The sequence below is a fragment of the Labrenzia sp. 011 genome, from assembly GCF_003075075.1.
GTDB lineage: Bacteria > Pseudomonadota > Alphaproteobacteria > Rhizobiales > Stappiaceae > Roseibium.
The window spans coordinates 169,610-187,244 of the sequence record NZ_QCYM01000002.1; the positions used below are offsets into that span (position 1 = coordinate 169,610).

Sequence of the window (17,635 nt, forward strand, 5' to 3'; positions counted from 1 at the left end):
CCGGACGCGCTTTTCAAGACCACGAATCCCTCCCCGGGCCGCAGGAGCCACCAGGCCCGCAGGGCGTGGCCAACCGCGTCCAGCATCAAAAATTTCGCACCCAAAAACGCTCGCCTTTACGCTTCTTAAGCAGAAAGGCTGCTATCGTTTTGCAGGAAGAGCCGTCATGAGGCCCCGCATTGGCGCAACCGCCGCGCGTGTCGATGGCGGCCGAGCCTTCCGGCGACACCTCCGGGCAGGCTAGACTGCTTATTTTGTTCACCTTCCCGCTTTCATGCAGCTCAACCTGATGGCGGGCCAATCCGGCGAATTCGAGTGGAGGCAGGTTTGAAATTGCCGCAATCGCAAGGCACGATAGGTTCATGGAAACACCCCTGATCACAGGCGCTTTCGCGCTGCTGCTCATAACCATATCGCTGCTGCAACCCCTGGCGCGCCGTCTGGGGATCGCTCCCAGCGTGCTTCTGGCGATGGTGGGCACCCTGATCGGCATTCTGGCGACCTATCTGCTCTATACGCCGCGAACCGACGCCTTCAACACGATAGCCAATGTCTTCGTCAATCCGCCGCTGGATTCGGAGATGATCCTTTACATCTTCCTGCCGATCCTGCTGTTCCAGACCGCGCTCACGCTCGATATCCGGCGGATTCTGGAGGATATGGCTCCGATCCTTCTCATGGCGGTGGTCGCCGTCTTTGTCGCCACGTTCTTCATCGGCTTCGCGCTCTATCCTCTGTCCGGCATGTCGGTGGTCGCATGCCTGTTGCTGGGCTCGATCGTGGCGACCACCGATCCGATCGCCGTCGTCGCCATTTTCCGGGATATCGGGGCGCCGGCACGGCTCGGGCGCATCGTTGAAGGTGAAAGCCTCCTGAACGATGCGGCGGCAATCGTGATCTTCGTCCTGCTCGTCGAGATCCTCACCGGCCAGCAAGCCCTGAGCGCGAATGAAACCATCATCGCGTTCCTGCGCTCTTTCGCTGGCGGTGTCGTCGTCGGGATGGTCCTGGCACGGATTGCCGTGGCCCTGCTGCCGCTGATGCGCGACCTGCCGCTCGCCCAGGTTACCTTGAGTCTTGCCCTGCCCTACGGCACCTATGTGTTCAGCGACCAGTTCGCGGATGTGTCCGCCGTGGTCGCCGTGGTGTGTGCCGGAACCGTCTTCAATCTTTACGGCCCCGCCCGCATTCAACCGGCAAGCTGGCAGTTCCTCCATTCTGTCTGGGAACAGATTTCCTTCTGGGCCGCATCGCTGATCTTCCTGCTGTCGGCGATTCTGATTCCGCGCTTCGTGGAGGGCTTCAGCCCCATCGACATTCTGCTGCTGCTTGTGGTCATCATTGCCGCGCTGGCGGCGCGGGCCGTGGTGATTTTCGGGCTGCTGCCGCTGCTGAGCACCCTGGGCGCCGGCCAGTCCGTCAACAACCGGTTCAAGACCGTGATGCTGTGGGGAGGCATGCGCGGTGCGGTCACCCTCACACTGGCACTCAGCGTTTCCGAGCATTCCGGCCTGTCCAACGAGGTGTCCGACTTCGTCACCAAACTGGCAACCGGCTTCGTTCTCTTCACGCTGCTGGTCTACGGCACCAGCCTGAAACCCCTGATCCGCCTCCTCGGCCTGGATCGCCTGAATCCCCGTGACGAAGCCGTTCGGACCCAGTTTCTCGCCCTGGCCCTGTCCAACGTGCGCCACGAAATCGAATCCGCCGCCGGGAAATACCATATAGAGCCGCGTGTGACCGGCGAGGTCCTCAAGGACTACAGCCAGAGATCCGCCGCCGCCGCCGCGGAGACGAACAAGCTGGAGGAGCTCAAGGACTGGGACCGTGTCCGCATCGGCCTGGTCGCCCTGGCCGACCGGGAACAGCAGCTCGTCCTGGAGCATTTTCACGACAAGACGATTTCGGGCAGGTCGGTTTCCCGCTTTCTCGCCCTGACCGGACGCACCGGCGACCTCACACGGGCGGACGGCCGGTCCGGCTACAACAAGGCCGCCCGCCAGCCGCTGAAATTCGGGCTCGGTTTCCGGGTCGCGCAGATACTACAAAGGCATTTGCGGATATCCCGGCCGCTTGCCATCCGCCTTGCCGACCGTTTCGAGTTTCTGCTCGTCTACCGGATCCTGGCCGACGAACTCATCGAGTTCAACGACCGCCAGATCCGCCCGTTGCTGGGGGACCGGATCTCGGACATTCTCAAGGACACGCTCAACATCCGCCGGGAAGAAACCGTTCAGGCGATCGAGGCCCTGCGTCTGCAGTATCCGGACTATGCGGACGCGCTGGAAAACCAGTTCCTGCGCAAAGCCGGCGTGCGCCTTGAGGAAAAAGCCTACGACGACGCCAAGAGCCAGATGCTGATCGGCACGGAGCTGCACCGCAACCTGTTGCGGGAAGTGGAGCAGATGTGGCGCGCCTGTCACACGCGCCCGAAACTCGACCTCGGGCTGAAGACCCGCGAGCTGGTCAGCGCCCATCCGCTGTTCGTCGACCTGCCGCGCAAGCAGCAGAGAGCCATCCAGAAAACGATGCGGCCACAATTTGCCACGCCCGGCGAGAAACTGATCCGCAAGGGCGACCGGGGAGATGCGGCCTATTTCATCGCGTCCGGTGCCGTCGAGGTGCGCGCGCCGACACACAACGTCCGGCTGGGCCGGGGGGACGTCTTCGGCGAAATCGCCCTGATGACGGGCGGCCGACGCAGCGCCGACGTCTACGCGCTCAGCTATTGCCAGCTGCTGAGCCTCAAGGCGCAGGACTTCAAGAACCTGATGGAGCAGCACCCCGGCCTGCGCGATCACGTTTCCAGGCTCGCCCTGAGACGGCAGATGATGAACACCGACCCGGAAGATCACGAGTTTGAAGATCCGGTCGTGCCGATGTTCGCCAGATCACCCGACAACGGGCAGCCCGAGGCACTCGCCCCGCCGGAAGATCCGGATGCCGCAGCACGGGACAGCCTGACAGATACAGACAATATGGATACAGACAGTACGGATGCCGCGTCCGAAGCCGGCGAAGGCGCTGCCGATCCGGCAGAGGACGATGCGGCAGCCCCCGTGCCGAAAAAGGAGAGCGAGCCCGCCTGAGGCCGGGGCTCTCCCCGGAGTCGCTCCGCCCTTATGCGTCTTTCCTGATCTCCACCGCATGCGGATAGGGAATGGAAATCCCGCCGGCGTCGAAGGCTTCCTTGACCGACTTGAGCATGTGGAACTTCAGTTCCCAATAGTCGGCTGCCTCGCACCAGATGCGGACGCCGAGATCCACGGAGCTGTCGCCGAGGTTGGTCACGCGCACCCAGGGTTCCGGATCCTTGTGGACACGCCCGTCCGCATTCGCCACGTCCAGAATGATCTGGATGGCCTTGTCGGCGTCGTCGCCATAGTCGATTCCGAAAGTCAGATCGAGGCGGCGGGTGGGATGGGCGGAGTAATTCGTCAGCACCGTTCCCCAGGCCTGTCCGTTCGGCATGATGATCTGCACGTTGTCCGGCGTCACCAGCTCGGTCACGAATATGTTGAGGTCCTTCACCGTCCCGCTGGTCCCGCCGATATCGACATATTGGCCGATCCTGTAAGGCCGGAAGATGATCAGCATGACCCCGGCTGCAATGTCGCTCAAGGTGCCCTGCAGGGCGAGACCGATCGCCAGCGTGCCGGCACCGAGGACGGCCACGAGACTGGTTGCCTGGATGCCGAAGAGTTGCAGGACGGCAATCAGTGTGACCAGAAGGACCAGCCAGCGTACCACCGAAGCGGCAAATCCGCCGATGGTATCGTCAATGCGCGGGTGGCTGACAATTCTCCTCTTGACGAGCGCCGACAGGAAACCGGCCAGAAACCACCCGATCACGAGGACCATGACGGCCTTGAGCGCGTTGATCAGCAGCGGGGCGTAAACACTGACCTGGTCCATGGCATCTTCCATATCGCATTCCTCCGTTCGGAAACCGGCCTTGACCATATGCAGGATTTGGCGCGGAATCCGCGGTCACCGGCAAAGTCCCCAACCTTTTCGCCCGACCCCACGTCCAAACCTGTCAGTTTTACGGAGACGGCGTCCCAGCCGGTGAAATCGGACCGGCGGGCGGGGAAATCAATCGCCGCATCATGCGACTTCGTTTTCCCTCTCGAACCGTTCGCGGGCGGCGGCCACGGCCGCTTCATTTTCAATCGCCCACTCCGAGAGGGCTTTCAACGGCCCGAGCAGCGTCCTTCCCAAAGGCGTCAGGGCATAGTCCACGCGCGGCGGAATGCTGGGTGTGACGATGCGCTCCACGAGGCCATCCCTCTCCAGCTCCCGCAATGTGGCGGTCAGGGACTTTTGCGTGATATCACCGATCGAGCGTTTCAGTTCGGTAAACCGTTTGGCTTCGAATTCCAGATGAGAGACGACCAGCACCGACCATTTGCTGCCGACAGTCTGCAACAGCCTGCGGACGGGCACACATCTCGGGTTGTCATGACGCGGGAGGGGTTTCATCAAGGATACCTCGGTTTCATAAAAGTGCCGTCTTGCGCTCGGGCCCGTCCTGACTACCTTCAGAACGGTTTCCAATTCATACCGTAGTATCTCCCGGAGACCAGATTACACACATTTCTCCAAAGGACGGATCATGACGCTCAAACTGAAAGTCATCACCGGATCGACACGCCCCGGGCGGGTCGGGCCGACCATCGCGGCCTGGGCCGCGGAAGCGGCAAGGGCACATGGCTCATTCGAGGTGGACAGCATCGATCTCGCCGAGATCGGCCTGCCCCTCCTGGACGAACCCGCCCATCCGGCCGCGCAGCAATATACCCATGAGCATACCAAACGCTGGAGCAGCGTGATCGCGGATGCCGATGCCTTCGTTTTCGTAACCCCCGAATACGACTATTTCCCGCCGGCCTCGCTGGTGAATGCCATCCAGGTGCTTTACCGCGAATGGAACTACAAGCCGGCGGGCATCATCTGTTATGGGGGGATCTCGGGCGGTCTCAGGGCATCCCAGGTCCTGCGGGAACTTTTGGCGAATGTGAGCGCCGTCGCGCTGCCGCAGGTCGTGCCGGTTCCCTTCTTCTCCGAACATATCGGTGATGACGGGGTCTTCAGCCCCAACGACAAGACCGGCGAGGGCGCAAGTCTGATGCTTGGTGAACTGTCCAAATGGGCGACCGCCCTGAAGACAATGCGCTGAGCTGAGCTGACCGGGCCGTCGCGCAACGGCCCGGACGTTTTGTCATGCCTTCACGGGCCCCAGATCACAGGGCGCCTCACTGTCGTCCGGCACGAAGAAGTCCGGCGCGAGGGCGAGGCCCGGATCGACGCGGTATCTGTCGAAATCGGTCACGCCGCGGCTTGCAAGAAACGTGTCGTCGATCAGGAACCGGCCGGTGAGTTCCCTCGACGGCGACGTGAAGATTTCATGGGCGGCATCGGCGAGAATATCCGGTGTGCGACTCTGCTGCATCAGCTTGTCGCCGCCGAGAATATTCTTGATGGCGGCGGTGGCGATCGTCGTGCGCGGCCAGAGCGCGTTCACCGCGATGCCGCTGGAACGAAGTTCGCCCGCAAGTCCGAGCACCACCAGGCTCATGCCGTATTTGGCGATGGAATAGGGCGTGAATGGCGCGAACCATTTTTCCTGCATGTCGAGCGGCGGAGACAGCATGAGAATATGCGGATTGTCCGCCTTCTTCAGGTGATCCATGGCGTGTTTGCAACAGGCCAGCGTGCCGCGCGTGTTGATCTGGTGCATCAGGTCGAAGCGCTTCATGTCGGTCTGCGCCAGCGGCGTGAGCTGAATGGCACTGGCATTGTTGACCAGTATGTCCAGACCGCCGAAATGATCCGCCGTCCGGTCGATCGCCTCCTTGACCGCCTCGTCGTCGCGCACATCGAGCACCACCGGCAGCGCCTTGCCACCTGCAGCCTCGATCTCCTCGGCGGCGGTGTAGATCGTGCCCTCAAGCCTGGGATGCGGCTCGGCGGTCTTGGCGGCAACCGCGATATTGGCGCCGTCCCGCGCCGCCTTCAGCGCAATCGCCTTGCCGATTCCGCGCGAGGCCCCGGTGATGAACAGGGTTTTGCCCTTCAGGGACATGATTGTTTCTCCTCCTGAATAATGCCGTTCCGGCCTGCCGGTTGCGGGGCAGCCGCCCGGCGACCCTTCAGGTCCCCCCGGAGCTTGCCGGTTCCCGGCTTGCGGGGGAATGACACCCCGCAAAGCCCCCATTGGCCGGCAGGTTGCCGTCCTATGCCTTCTTTTTCGTCATGAACGCCTGGAAGGCAGCGATGGTTTCCGGCGAGTTCAGCCGGCTTGCGAAAATCCGGATTTCCTCTTCCACCCGTTCGGACAGCTGCCCGGTGTCGCCGCGCAGGAGCCTGCGGGACAGCGCCATCGCTTCCGGCGGCTTGGCCGCGATCTCCCGGGCACAGGCCAGGGCGGCGGCATCCACGTCGCCTTCCACCACCTCGTTGACGAGGCCGGCCATCTCCGCCTTTCGCGCCGAAAAGGGGCGGCCGAGACACAGCAGTTCGAACGCCCGCGCATGACCGATCTGCCGTGGTCCGAGCAGGCTGGACCCGGCTTCCGGCACGAGGCCGAGGTCCACGAAAGGCGAATGGATGACGGTGCGCGGGCTGGCGAACACCATGTCGCAATGCATCAGCAATGTTGCCCCGACCCCGATGGCAATGCCGTCAAGCGCGGCGACAAGCGGCTTTTCGTTGCACACCAGGGCGCGCAGAAAGCGGACCACCGGCGCATCGCTCATGCCGGACCGGCCCGCATATTGCAGAAAATCGCCGATGTCATTGCCGGCCGTGAAGACCTCCGGCCGACCGCAGAACAGATGGCAGCGCACATTGTCGTCCGTATTTCCCGCTTCCAGCGCCTCGGCGAGATCCGTGTACATGGCCCCCGTGAGGGCGTTCTTCTTTTCCGGCCGGTCCAGACGCAGGATCTGGACGCCGTCTTCACTAGATTTCCGGATCATACGGTTCTCCTGTACGGCGCGTCAGGACGCCAGAGCTTCTGCATCGAAGGCCTGAATGGCTTCGGCCGACAGCAGGATGTCCGCCTTCAGACCGGCGGTTTCGCAGAGGGTGGTCTCGCAGAAATTGCGGGCCAGCAGGGTCCGCTCGGCCAGCCGTGACGCCGCCTCGCCTGTGGAGCGCAAGGCGCCCCTGGCCAGCAGCACACCGCCGAGCGCCAGTCCGGCAAGGCGCAGATAAGGCGTCGCTCCGCACAGGGCGTCGGCGATGCGGCCTTCGGAGCGGGCCGCCAGCATATAGTCCGTCGCCTCGCTCAGGTCGGCGATGCCCGCCATCAGGCGTTCGGCGGTCGCGCCGAATTCCGCCCGGTTGCTGGCGGCCACCTCATCGGCAACGGCCTTGAGTTCGGCGATGAATCCCTTGATGTGCTCCCCATCGGACAAGGGCAGCTTGCGCAGGACAAGGTCTATCGACTGGATGCCGTTGGTGCCTTCATAGATCGGGGCGATGCGCGCGTCGCGCAGATGCTGGGCCGCGCCGGTCTCCTCGATGTAGCCCATGCCACCGTGGATCTGGACCCCGAGCGAGGCGACCTCGACACCGAAATCGGTGGAAAGCGCCTTGGCGATCGGTGTCAGCAGACCGGCCCGTTCGCTCCAGAATGTTCTGTTATCGTCATCCCCGGCCACATTCGCCATGTCGATGGCATGGGCACAGGCGTAGCAGATGGCCCGGGCGACCTGGGTTCTGGATTTCATCGCCAGCAGCATGCGCTTGATGTCCGGATGGCGGGCGATGGGGCTCATGCCGTCGCCCTTGTCCCCCGGCGCCCTGCCCTGTCTGCGCTCGACCGCATACTTCAGGGCATGCTGATAGGCACGCTCCGCCACGCCGAGCCCCTGGATGCCCACGGCGAGACGGGCGTTGTTCATCATCGTGAACATGCAGGCCAGGCCCCGGTTCTCCTCACCGATCAGCCAGCCGGTCGCTCCGCCGTCGTCACCGTAGATCATGGTGCAGGTCGGCGAGCCGTGAATGCCCATCTTGTGTTCCACGCCGGCGACCCGGACATCGTTGCGCGCCCCCAGCGACCCGTCGTCATTGACAAGATACTTGGGCACCAGAAACAGCGAAATGCCCTTTGTGCCCGCAGGTGCATCGGGCAGGCGGGCCAGGACCATATGGATGATGTTGTCGGTCAGGTCATGATCGCCATAGGTGATGAAGATCTTCTGGCCGGAAATCCGGTAGGTCCCGTCGCCATTGCGTTCCGCCCTGGCCTTGAGCGCATTGAGGTCGGAGCCGGCCTGGGGTTCGGTGAGATTCATCGTTCCCATCCACTGGCCGGAAACCAGCTTTTCCAGATATCTGGCCTTCAGTTCGTCAGAGGCGTGTTTTTCCATGGCCTCGATCGCGCCCATGGTCAGGGTCGGACCGATCGCAAAGGCCATCGAACCGGAATTCCACATTTCCAGGGCCGCGGCGGAGAGCATCTGGGGCAGGCCCTGCCCGCCCGTTTCCGGGGAAGCCGACAGACCGTTCCAGCCGCCTTCGATCCAGGCATGATACAGGTCCCTCCATCCCGGAGGCGTCGTGACCTCGCCGTCTTTCAGAGGCGTCCCACAGGTATCGGCAACACTGTTCAGAGGCGCGATTTCTTCGGCGGCGAACCGGCCGGCTTCGGTCAGAATGGCCTCGACGAGATCGTCGCCAAGCTCCGAATGGCGCGCAGTTTTTTGCAGGTCCTCAAGACCGCAGACATGTTTCAGGGTAAAGGCAATCTCATCGACCGGGGCGCGATACATTCAGGTCCTCCATAGCGCATCCCCCGGCGTCAGAAGGACCGCGGAATGCTCCAACATACTCATATCATTCAATTTTATGGCATCTCCGCGTGTGCGAGGAAAGCCTGTCGATCCCCGGCCGGCCCGCTCCTCCTCAGCTGGCAACCGGTTGTTTTCCCTGCTCGAAGCTTGACGGCGGCAATGCTTGTCCGCAAAAGGCGCATGAGACAGCGGTTTGACAGGACAGTAGCCCTGTTGACGTAAACGTCAACCCATATCGCAGCGGCAGGTGCACGCGTTTTGTGAGAAAACCGGAGCAACCGTCAAGAAGAGACCGGCCATGCAGCGTTGGACGCCCGATCTGAAGACCCGGGACTGGCAGGACACCCCCGAAGCGGCCGCCGTTTGCGCTGCACTGGTGAGTGGAGGCCTGGTCGCCGTGCCGACCGAAACGGTCTATGGCCTGGCCGCGGACGCCACCAGTGGAGTGGCCTGCGCGAAGATCTTCGAAGCCAAGGGACGACCGCAATTCAATCCGCTGATTTCCCATGTCGCCTCCCTGGAAGCGGCAACGGATCACGGTATTTTCAACGCCCAGGCCCTGGCGCTGGCAGAAGCGTTCTGGCCCGGACCGCTGACCCTTGTGGTTCCCAAAAGCAGAACCAGTCCGATTTCCGATCTCGCGACAGCGGGCCTTGAAACCGTTGCGCTGCGCGTTCCCTCCGGCCCGGTGATGCGCTACCTGTCCGACAGGATCGGCCGACCGCTGGCAGCGCCCAGCGCCAACCGGTCGGGCCGGATCAGTCCGACAAGCGCTCAAGACGTCATCGCGGATCTCGGTCCGTCCCTGAGCTTCGTCATCGACACCGGCCCCTGCGAGGTCGGGATAGAATCGACGATTGTCGGCCTGGGTGACGGCACGCCGCGCCTGCTGCGTCCGGGCGGCATTTCCCGCCAGGCCATCGAGAAGGTTCTCGGAGAACCGCTTCAGGGGGCATCGAGCGACATGCGTGCGGACGCCCCGGCAGCACCGGGCATGCTGTCCTCGCATTATGCGCCTGACGCAAAGGTGATCCTGAACGCCTCACGCGTGCACCCCGAGGAAGGCCTGCTTTCGTTCGGCCCGGACAGTCTCCCCGGGGCGTCCGAAGCCCTGGCAGAGGTCAATCTCAGCCCGTCAGGCGATCTCACGGAAGCCGCCGCCACCCTGTTTCAGGCGATGCGCACCCTTGATGCGAGCGGCGCCGGCACCATCCGGGTCCAGCTTATCCCCAACTTTGGGCTGGGCGAGGCGATCAACGACCGCCTGCGCCGGGCAGCGGCGCCGCGCGACTGAACCGGAAGCCGTCCGCGCTCCGGCTTTCCCCCGGCAGCGCCGGAGAACCGCATGTGGCGGAAAATTCACCAGCCGTATAAAAAGCCTTAAAAATCAGCAACTCCAGCATGAACTATCCTTGCGGAACGCAACCCCGGGCGCGGCCAGTCGATCCCGTGCGCCGTTTTGCCGCCCTCCTTGAAGAGGTCAAGCACAGCGGCTTGCATTGTCAATATGACTAAGCAATTCCGTCAATGCTACTTGATAATTTCAGTTCAATTTTCGGCTTTTCAACAATGCAACCCAAACGATTAACAGTAAAAACTCGCCAAAGCTTACCGGAATCACGTAGTCTGTAATTGGATTTGAGATGCAGCGGACCTCCCCTCGGGCATTACGGTGCTCGCACCTTTGAACGGGCCGGCTTTAATTGCCGGCCCTTTTTTTGTCCGGCTGCCGAAACCTGACCGTTTCGGCCCCCTCCCATCTTCAATTGACAGACGCTCCGGCGACCGCTCTGATAGGTCCTGCTGGCCCCGGTCCATAGGGAACCGCCAAAAGGGGTTGGCGAAAGGCCCATTTCAAAGGGTCATCTCCATAACAAGCCGTCCGGAAACGCCCCAGTGTCCACGCTCTTTCTCCACCATTCCTCGTATCTCGATCACCTGACGCCGGTCGGCCATCCGGAGCGACCGGACAGGATCCGCGCCATCGACCGGATCCTGGAACATGAAAAATTCCAGTCGCTGGAGCGGGACATTGCCCCTGTCGGTGCCCTGGAGGACATCGCGCGGGCACACCCGATGAGCTATGTCGACCGCCTTCACAGGCAGGCTCCGTCGGAAGGCACCTCCAGGGTCGATGCCGACACGACCATGTCGCCCGGCACCTGGGAAGCGGTGATCCGCGGCACGGGCGCTGCCTGTCTGGCCGTTGACGAAGTGCTGACCAAAAAGGTCAACAATGCCTTTTCCGCCTCCAGGCCTCCGGGCCATCACGCCGAAAAAGAACGGGCGATGGGGTTCTGCTTCTTCAACAATGCCGCCGTTGCCGCCCGCCATGCGCAGGCGATCCACGGTATCGGACGGGTCGCCATCGTCGATTTCGACGTCCATCACGGCAATGGAACCCAGGATATCTTCTGGGATGATCCCGACGTGATGTATTGCTCGACCCACCAGATGCCGCTTTATCCCGGCTCCGGTGCGGCGTCTGAAAGCGGTGGGGCCAACACGATGGTCAATGTGCCTCTTGCCGCAGGAGAGGACGGCGCGGGTTTCAAGGAAGCCTTCGAAGCCATCATCCTGCCGCGCCTGGAAGGCTATGCGCCCGAACTGATCATCATTTCGGCCGGCTTCGACGCCCACAAACGCGACCCCCTGGGCGGCCTCAATCTGGTGGAGGCCGATTTCGCATGGGCGACCCGCGCGATCATGGATGTTGCCGACAAGCACAGCAACGGCCACGTGGTCTCGATCCTGGAAGGCGGATACGATCTGGAGGGCCTCGCCCGTTCCGTTGCCGCCCATGTGCTGACGCTCATGACCGGCTGAGCCTCCCCGGGCGGACGGCAAAAGCACGGGGATCATTGACCGGAATTTGAAATCAAACCTTGACCTGTGCTGCGTGGACCGCAAGTTTCCCTTCAGGTGCAACCGAAATCCTGAAATCGAAACCGGGGACAGCAGCGATGAGCGATGCAGCCAACGACATTTCCGGCCTCTCCTTCGAGGAGGCGCTCAAGCAGCTGGAGACCATTGTGCGCGAGCTGGAACAGGGCAATGTGCCACTCGAGAAGAGCATCGACATGTACGAGCGCGGCGATGCCCTGCGCAAACACTGCGACGCGCTTTTGAAATCCGCCGAAGCGAAAGTCGAGAAAATCCAGCTTGGGCAGAACGGCGAAGCAACCGGAACCGGCGCCCTGGATCCCCAGTAAAACCGGTTTTTCTGCCGCTCATGCGAGTTGACATGCGCCGGCGGCGCGCCGGATTTGCAGCGTCGGCGTCACTGTGCCGCAGCTTTGGTCGTCCGATACACTTGTCCTGAATGAAATGCTGGCCGGACACTTGCTTTTTGCACAAGGCAAGCAAGACAAGGCAGATTAAGTTTACACGGGTGCTGAGCATTTCTTCACGGCACTTCAGTTTTCCGTAATTATTTCCATTGCGCCCATATTCATTCATTGGTAGAAATATTTGAGAGTTCACGGGAACGTATGTAATTATTAGTAGACAAAGCGCATCATGCCCGAACTCAGCAAATCAGGCGAAGCAAAACTACTTCTTCGCATCCTAGAGTGCTCGCCACAGCCTGATGGGTGGCATTCTATTCTGGAACTGATTGAGGAACAGCTGAACTGCAGAGCGTTTCTCGCGGAATTCGATCAGCAGGGCAATCCGACGCGGACGTTCGGCAGACACCGGCAAGCCCGGCAGCTGGGAGAGGTCTTTCAGAACATCCGGATGTCGAACGGGCGCAGCGCACTGCAATTTCTGCTCGCCGAAGCGTCCCTGTTCCACCCCTACTGCAAAACGTCGATCGACAAGGGATGCGCCGACGGTACTTCCTCACCGGACGGGGGGATCGTCCACGATCCGGACCGGGTCGAACCACCCACCGCCTGCCAGGAGGAGACGGCGCAGCAGCACAGGCTGCTGTCCGGTGCCCCCGGTCTCGTCGCCCCTCTCCGGCGCACCGAAAAATCAACGATCCTGTTCGCGTGTCTGTTCACGGCTCATACCCCGGACACAATCGACACCACCGTCGCGTTCGAAACATTCGAGACGATGGTCAAGGCGCTGACGCCCGGCCTGCACGGCTATCTGAGGCTGGAACAGGAGCGGTCGCTGATCCAGGTTCACCGCACCCTGCTGTCCGCCCTGGGCACCCCCGCGATCCTTGTCAATTTCGAACGGGAGATACTGGTCCAGACCCCGGCGGCGCTGAAAATGCTGGAGGAGCTGGGGCTGGCCACCGGAGCGGGCCGCAAGCTGCAGGTCAACAACAGGCAGATCGAAACCGCGCTGCAGTTGCTCGTGTCGGATCACGAGAACCCGCCACGGAAAACCCCGTCGGTCTATATCACGGGCAGGAATGGCTGCCCCAAACGGGTGTCCATTCAAACCGTCGCCCCGCCCGCTTACGGGTCAGGCGAAATCGTGCGGCCGTTTTTCCTGATCCGCATCGCCGAGACCACCCCGCTGTCGGAGGATGTCGAGAGCATCCTCCACGACCATTACGACCTGTCCCTGTCGGAAGCCCATCTGGCAAGACATCTGACCATGACCGGTTCGATGAACGCCACTGCGGACCATCTCGGCATCACGCGCAACACGGCCAAGACGCATCTGCGCCGCATCTACGAGAAAACCGGTGCGCATACGCAACTTCAGCTGGCAAGGCTGGTTCACAAGCTGGCAAGCCTGTTCTGAACCGGCACAGAACGGCAGAGCCAGACGGCTGCGTTCTGCACGGTTTCCAGCGCGGTTTCGGGTGATTTTCGCGCCGGATCCGGACAGATTCGCGCTCCCTGGAGACGGTCTGCGCAAAAAAACGGGGCCGCATAAATACGACCCCGAGTTGATCACTGTGCACGTGGCCCCATCGACCACGGCAAATCCATTAAGACAGATCCGGAACAGATGCATCACCCAAAAGGGTGACAAAAGGGAATTTCGAAGAAAGTTGCATGAATTTCACAATCCAACCCCTAAATGCAGCTGCTGTCACCATGCTCGAGGCCTCCCGCACACGGCCTCCCTTGACCCGTTGGCGGATGCAGGGGCGCAGCGGTGAACCCGGCGCCGTTTGGCGTCAGAGCGTAATCCATTTCCGTTCCGGGCAGATTCCCGACGGCAAGGGTGACGGACAGGATCGCGGCCTGCGGCACTCCGGAATCATGGGCATTGTGGCACATTCCTTCACACGCGTTTGCGCCCTATATACGGTTGGTGTATGCCTGCCCGCCATGTTTCAACTCCCGGAGCCGTCTGCAGCGTGACTTCAAAACCCCATACGCCCCTTCTCGACAAGGTTGCCTCACCCGCGGATCTGCGCGGGCTGGACGAAGCCGATCTTCAGCAGCTTGCCGACGAATTGCGCACTGAGACAATTGACGCCGTGTCGATTACCGGCGGCCATCTGGGAGCCGGGCTCGGCGTTGTGGAGCTGACCGTCGCGCTTCACTATGTGTTCGACACGCCCGACGACAGGATCATCTGGGACGTCGGCCATCAGTGCTATCCGCACAAGATCCTGACGGAGCGCCGTGACCGCATCCGCACCCTGCGTCAGGGCGACGGGCTGTCCGGGTTCACCAAACGCGCGGAAAGCATCTACGACCCCTTCGGCGCGGCACATTCTTCCACCTCGATTTCGGCAGGCCTGGGAATGGCCGCGGCCCGCGATCTCAAGGGCGGCGACAACAATGTGATTGCGGTGATCGGCGACGGCGCCATGTCCGCGGGCATGGCCTATGAGGCGATGAACAATGCCGGTCATCTCGGATCGCGGCTGATTGTCATCCTGAACGACAACGACATGTCCATCGCGCCCCCCGTCGGAGCCATGTCCGCATATCTGGCGAAACTGGTCTCGGGCCCCACCTACCAGTCCCTGCGCGGCGCGGCGAAGAACATCGTCAAGAATCTGCCCAAGCCGCTGTTCGAAAAGGCCGCCCGGGCGGAGGAATATGCCCGCGGGTTCTGGACCGGCGGCACATTGTTCGAGGAACTGGGCTTTTATTACGTCGGCCCGGTGGACGGACATAATCTGGAGCATCTTCTGCCGATCCTGAAGAATGTCCGCGACACCCATCAGGGGCCCGTGCTGATCCATGCGGTCACCCAGAAAGGCAAGGGCTACGGCCCGGCGGAAGGGGCCAGGGACAAGTATCACGGCGTCGCCAGGTTCGACGTGGTGACCGGCAAGCAGGCCAAACCGAAGGCGAACGCGCCGAGCTACACCAATGTGTTCGCCACGTCCCTGATCAAGGAAGCGGAGACCGACGACAAGGTTGTCGCGATCACCGCGGCCATGCCGGACGGGACAGGCCTGAACCTCTTCGGCGAGGCCTTCCCGGAGCGCACCTTCGACGTGGGCATTGCCGAGCAGCATGCGGTGACATTCGCCGCCGGTCTGGCGACCGAAGGCTTCAAACCCTTCGCCACCATCTATTCCACCTTCCTGCAGCGCGCCTATGATCAGGTGATCCACGACGTGGCGATCCAGGGACTGCCGGTGCGCTTCCCCATCGACCGTGCCGGGCTGGTGGGGGCCGACGGCCCGACCCATGCGGGAGCCTTCGACACCGCCTTCCTCTCCTGCCTGCCCGGGTTCGTCGTCATGGCGGCGGCCGACGAGGTGGAGCTCCGGCACATGGTGGCAACTGCTGTCGCCTATGACGAGGGTCCCATTTCCTTCCGCTATCCGCGTGGCGAAGGCACCGGCCTGGAGATGCCGGAACGCGGCAGTGTCCTCGAGATCGGCAAGGGTGTCATCCGCAGGGAAGGCACGAAGGTCGCGCTTCTCAGTTTCGGCGGCCGGATGAGCGAGTGCCTGAAGGCGGCCGACGAACTGGACGCCGCCGGTCTTTCGACCACCGTCGCAGACGCCCGTTTCGCCAAGCCGCTGGACATGGATCTTATCCGACGCCTTGCGCGCTCGCACGAAGTCCTCGTGACCGTCGAGGAAGGCGCCCCAGGCGGGTTCGGCAGCCATGTGCTGACCAGACTTGCCGAAGAAGGTCTCCTGGATAACGGCCTGAAGGTGCGCACCCTCGCCCTGCCGGATGCCTATCTCGATCACGACAAGCCGGAGGCCATGTACGCAAGGGCCGGTCTTGACTGCGACGGCATCATGAAAACCGTCTTCACCGCCCTTGGCACGTCGGCCCTGAGCGCGCCGCAGCGGGCCTGAACAGCCGGTTCCCGGCTGTCAAAGCGGCACGGCAAGTGACAAAAGCGTCCTGCCCGGGTTTGCGTGGGGAGGGCGCAGAGAAGCTGATTGACACGGGCTCCCTTACCTGAAAAGGCTGGATGACAGAATAAAACGCGTCGGTTCAAACCGGCGCTTTGTTTTATTCCAGATCTTCAGGAGGCAGCCGTGGCTCAGACGCTTCTTTCCGTGTCCGCTCTATTGTTGTCCGTTGCCCTTCTGATTTTCGGCCACGGCCTGCAGACGACCCTGCTGCCCCTGGCGGCCGACAGGTACTACTTCTCCGATTTCGAGATCGGTCTGGTCTCCTCCGCCTATTTCTTCGGCATGGTGATCGGCTGCCTCGGCGCGCCGCTGCTGATCATGCGGGCCGGCCACATCCGCGCCTTCGCCGCGCTTGTCTCCCTGATGTCCGCAGCGGCGATCCTGCACCCGGTGCTCATCGATCCCTATGCCTGGATGATCATCCGCATGATCGCCGGCTTCAGCCTCGCCGGGTTCTACATGATCGTGGAAAGCTGGCTCAACGAGACCGCAACGAACGAAAACCGCGGCACGGTGATGTCCGTCTATATTCTCATCCTGTTCGGCGCCCTGATGATGGGACAGGTCTCCATCGCCACGATGAACATATCCACCTTCCTGCCCTTCGCCGTTGCCTCGGTGATGGTCAGCCTTGCGGTGATGCCGGTCGCACTGACCACCTCCAACCAGCCCGCACCCATCACGCTTGTGCGCTTCCGTCCGGCACAGCTTTACAGGAACTCTCCCGCCGCATTTGTCGGCGTTCTGTTCATCGGCTGTTCGCAGGGCGCCCTGCTGACCCTGTCGCCGCTGTACGGATCGCAGATCGGCCTGTCGAGCAATCAGTCCGCCTTCTACGCCGCCGCGATCATCGGCGGCGGCCTGATCGCCCAGTGGCCTGTCGGCCGGCTCTCGGACAAGCTCGACCGGCGTCTTGTCCTGGCCGGACTGGGGAGCGGAACGGCCACCGTCGCCCTGGCGATCGTGCTCCTTGCGCCCAAGGAGTTCCAGTTCGCGATCCTGAGCGCCATGATTGTGGGAATGTTCTGCCAGCCGCTCTATGCGATTGCGGTTGCCCATGCCTTCGACCACGCGGCCCACGAGGATTTTGTCGAGACCTCCTCCGGCATGCTGCTTTCCTTCGGAATCGGCTCCATCGCCGGACCGCTGATCGCCTCGCTGATCATGAGCAGGACCGGGCCGTCCGGTCTCTACATCATGATCGTCGTGGTCAATGTGGTGATGGTCGCCTTCATCCTGACCCGCGTCCTCACTCGCGACGCGCTTTCGGCGGAAGAAAAGACGGACTTCGAATACGCTTCCACAGCCCAGGTCGGTACGGTCATTTCCGCCGAACCGCTGGATGCGGAGTCGGAAGAATATGTCATCGCGCCCGAGGACTTCCCGGCCTATGAGGACGACATCTACAACTTCGACACCGTTTCCGCGGACGACAGCGAAGACGACGAGACCGACGCGGAGGCGGAGGCGGAGGCGGAGGCGGATGGAGATCCGGCGGATGCGGGCAACGGGCAAGATCCCGATGGCGATGCCGACGGAACACCGCAAAAGAGCGGGTAGTGTGCCCGTGACTGCG

14 protein-coding genes are annotated in these 17,635 nt (G+C 62.3%); 8 read left to right on the forward strand and 6 right to left on the reverse strand.

Going from position 1 to position 17,635, the window contains the following annotated elements:
• Window positions 1–85: 85 nt before the first annotated feature.
• On the reverse strand, window positions 86–364 hold the full coding sequence (locus DCO57_RS23245; RefSeq protein ID WP_133192620.1) for a hypothetical protein: 279 nt from the start codon (window positions 362–364) through the stop codon (window positions 86–88).
• Between DCO57_RS23245 and DCO57_RS03580 the strand changes: the two genes are divergently transcribed.
• Window positions 363–3,089 (forward strand): cation:proton antiporter, encoded by a 2,727-nt coding sequence (locus tag DCO57_RS03580; protein ID WP_116697489.1) that lies wholly within the window; start codon window positions 363–365, stop codon window positions 3,087–3,089. The genes DCO57_RS23245 and DCO57_RS03580 overlap by 2 nt on opposite strands.
• A 31-nt stretch (window positions 3,090–3,120) precedes the next feature.
• Here DCO57_RS03580 and DCO57_RS03585 read toward each other — a convergent pair whose 3' ends face one another.
• Both DCO57_RS03585 and DCO57_RS03590 read right to left on the reverse strand, forming a co-directional pair.
• Entirely contained in the window at window positions 3,121–3,927 is an 807-nt protein-coding gene (locus tag DCO57_RS03585; RefSeq protein ID WP_116697720.1) for a mechanosensitive ion channel domain-containing protein, read from the reverse strand.
• A 180-nt stretch (window positions 3,928–4,107) separates the two neighbouring features.
• The gene (locus tag DCO57_RS03590) at window positions 4,108–4,482 is read right to left on the reverse strand and encodes a helix-turn-helix domain-containing protein (protein ID WP_116697490.1); all 375 of its coding nucleotides are present in this window, start codon (window positions 4,480–4,482) and stop codon (window positions 4,108–4,110) included.
• A 133-nt stretch (window positions 4,483–4,615) separates the two neighbouring features.
• Between DCO57_RS03590 and DCO57_RS03595 the strand changes: the two genes are divergently transcribed.
• Window positions 4,616–5,179 (forward strand): NADPH-dependent FMN reductase, encoded by a 564-nt coding sequence (locus DCO57_RS03595; RefSeq protein ID WP_116697491.1) that lies wholly within the window; start codon window positions 4,616–4,618, stop codon window positions 5,177–5,179.
• A 42-nt stretch (window positions 5,180–5,221) separates the two neighbouring features.
• On the opposite strand, the gene DCO57_RS03600 is transcribed toward DCO57_RS03595, so the two are convergent.
• The 3 genes from DCO57_RS03600 to DCO57_RS03610 form a co-directional block, all read right to left on the reverse strand.
• Window positions 5,222–6,085, reverse strand: coding sequence for an NAD(P)-dependent oxidoreductase (locus DCO57_RS03600; RefSeq protein ID WP_116697492.1), 864 nt, complete (start codon window positions 6,083–6,085; stop codon window positions 5,222–5,224).
• Between the two features lie 151 nt (window positions 6,086–6,236).
• Entirely contained in the window at window positions 6,237–6,980 is a 744-nt protein-coding gene (locus DCO57_RS03605) for a crotonase/enoyl-CoA hydratase family protein (protein ID WP_116697493.1), read from the reverse strand.
• Window positions 6,981–7,001: 21 nt separating this feature from the next.
• Entirely contained in the window at window positions 7,002–8,783 is a 1,782-nt protein-coding gene (locus DCO57_RS03610) for an acyl-CoA dehydrogenase (RefSeq protein ID WP_116697494.1), read from the reverse strand.
• Window positions 8,784–9,102: 319 nt separating this feature from the next.
• Here DCO57_RS03610 and DCO57_RS03615 point away from each other — a divergent pair, with 319 nt between their 5' ends.
• The 6 genes from DCO57_RS03615 (at window position 9,103) to DCO57_RS03645 (ending at window position 17,619) form a co-directional block, all read left to right on the forward strand.
• Window positions 9,103–10,098: an L-threonylcarbamoyladenylate synthase gene (locus tag DCO57_RS03615; protein WP_116697495.1), complete on the forward strand. Its 996-nt coding sequence runs from the start codon at window positions 9,103–9,105 to the stop codon at window positions 10,096–10,098.
• A gap of 602 nt (window positions 10,099–10,700) precedes the next feature.
• Window positions 10,701–11,630 (forward strand): histone deacetylase family protein, encoded by a 930-nt coding sequence (locus tag DCO57_RS03620; RefSeq protein ID WP_116697496.1) that lies wholly within the window; start codon window positions 10,701–10,703, stop codon window positions 11,628–11,630.
• A gap of 137 nt (window positions 11,631–11,767) precedes the next feature.
• Window positions 11,768–12,016, forward strand: a complete 249-nt coding sequence (locus DCO57_RS03625) for an exodeoxyribonuclease VII small subunit (RefSeq protein ID WP_116697497.1) — start codon at window positions 11,768–11,770, stop codon at window positions 12,014–12,016.
• A gap of 526 nt (window positions 12,017–12,542) precedes the next feature.
• Window positions 12,543–13,511: a hypothetical protein gene (locus tag DCO57_RS03630; RefSeq protein WP_133192621.1), complete on the forward strand. Its 969-nt coding sequence runs from the start codon at window positions 12,543–12,545 to the stop codon at window positions 13,509–13,511.
• A gap of 523 nt (window positions 13,512–14,034) precedes the next feature.
• Window positions 14,035–15,996 (forward strand): 1-deoxy-D-xylulose-5-phosphate synthase, encoded by a 1,962-nt coding sequence (gene dxs, locus DCO57_RS03640; protein ID WP_116697500.1) that lies wholly within the window; start codon window positions 14,035–14,037, stop codon window positions 15,994–15,996.
• A 186-nt stretch (window positions 15,997–16,182) separates the two neighbouring features.
• On the forward strand, window positions 16,183–17,619 hold the full coding sequence (locus DCO57_RS03645) for an MFS transporter (protein ID WP_116697501.1): 1,437 nt from the start codon (window positions 16,183–16,185) through the stop codon (window positions 17,617–17,619).
• Window positions 17,620–17,635 lie beyond the last annotated feature (16 nt).

What these genes read in the sequence shown, in the direction of transcription:
- DCO57_RS03600 (WP_116697492.1), bottom strand. Translation starts at nt 6,085, where the DNA reads ATGTCCCTGAAGGGCAAAACCCTGTTCATCACCGGGGCCTCGCGCGGA.
- DCO57_RS03610 (WP_116697494.1), bottom strand. Translation starts at nt 8,783, where the DNA reads ATGTATCGCGCCCCGGTCGATGAGATTGCCTTTACCCTGAAACATGTC.
- DCO57_RS03585 (WP_116697720.1), bottom strand. Translation starts at nt 3,927, where the DNA reads ATGGAAGATGCCATGGACCAGGTCAGTGTTTACGCCCCGCTGCTGATC.
- DCO57_RS03580 (WP_116697489.1), top strand. Translation starts at nt 363, where the DNA reads ATGGAAACACCCCTGATCACAGGCGCTTTCGCGCTGCTGCTCATAACC.
- DCO57_RS03630 (WP_133192621.1), top strand. Translation starts at nt 12,543, where the DNA reads ATGTCGAACGGGCGCAGCGCACTGCAATTTCTGCTCGCCGAAGCGTCC.
- dxs (WP_116697500.1), top strand. Translation starts at nt 14,035, where the DNA reads ATGCCTGCCCGCCATGTTTCAACTCCCGGAGCCGTCTGCAGCGTGACT.
- DCO57_RS03625 (WP_116697497.1), top strand. Translation starts at nt 11,768, where the DNA reads ATGAGCGATGCAGCCAACGACATTTCCGGCCTCTCCTTCGAGGAGGCG.
- DCO57_RS03595 (WP_116697491.1), top strand. Translation starts at nt 4,616, where the DNA reads ATGACGCTCAAACTGAAAGTCATCACCGGATCGACACGCCCCGGGCGG.
- DCO57_RS03615 (WP_116697495.1), top strand. Translation starts at nt 9,103, where the DNA reads ATGCAGCGTTGGACGCCCGATCTGAAGACCCGGGACTGGCAGGACACC.
- DCO57_RS03605 (WP_116697493.1), bottom strand. Translation starts at nt 6,980, where the DNA reads ATGATCCGGAAATCTAGTGAAGACGGCGTCCAGATCCTGCGTCTGGAC.
- DCO57_RS23245 (WP_133192620.1), bottom strand. Translation starts at nt 364, where the DNA reads ATGAACCTATCGTGCCTTGCGATTGCGGCAATTTCAAACCTGCCTCCA.
- DCO57_RS03590 (WP_116697490.1), bottom strand. Translation starts at nt 4,482, where the DNA reads ATGAAACCCCTCCCGCGTCATGACAACCCGAGATGTGTGCCCGTCCGC.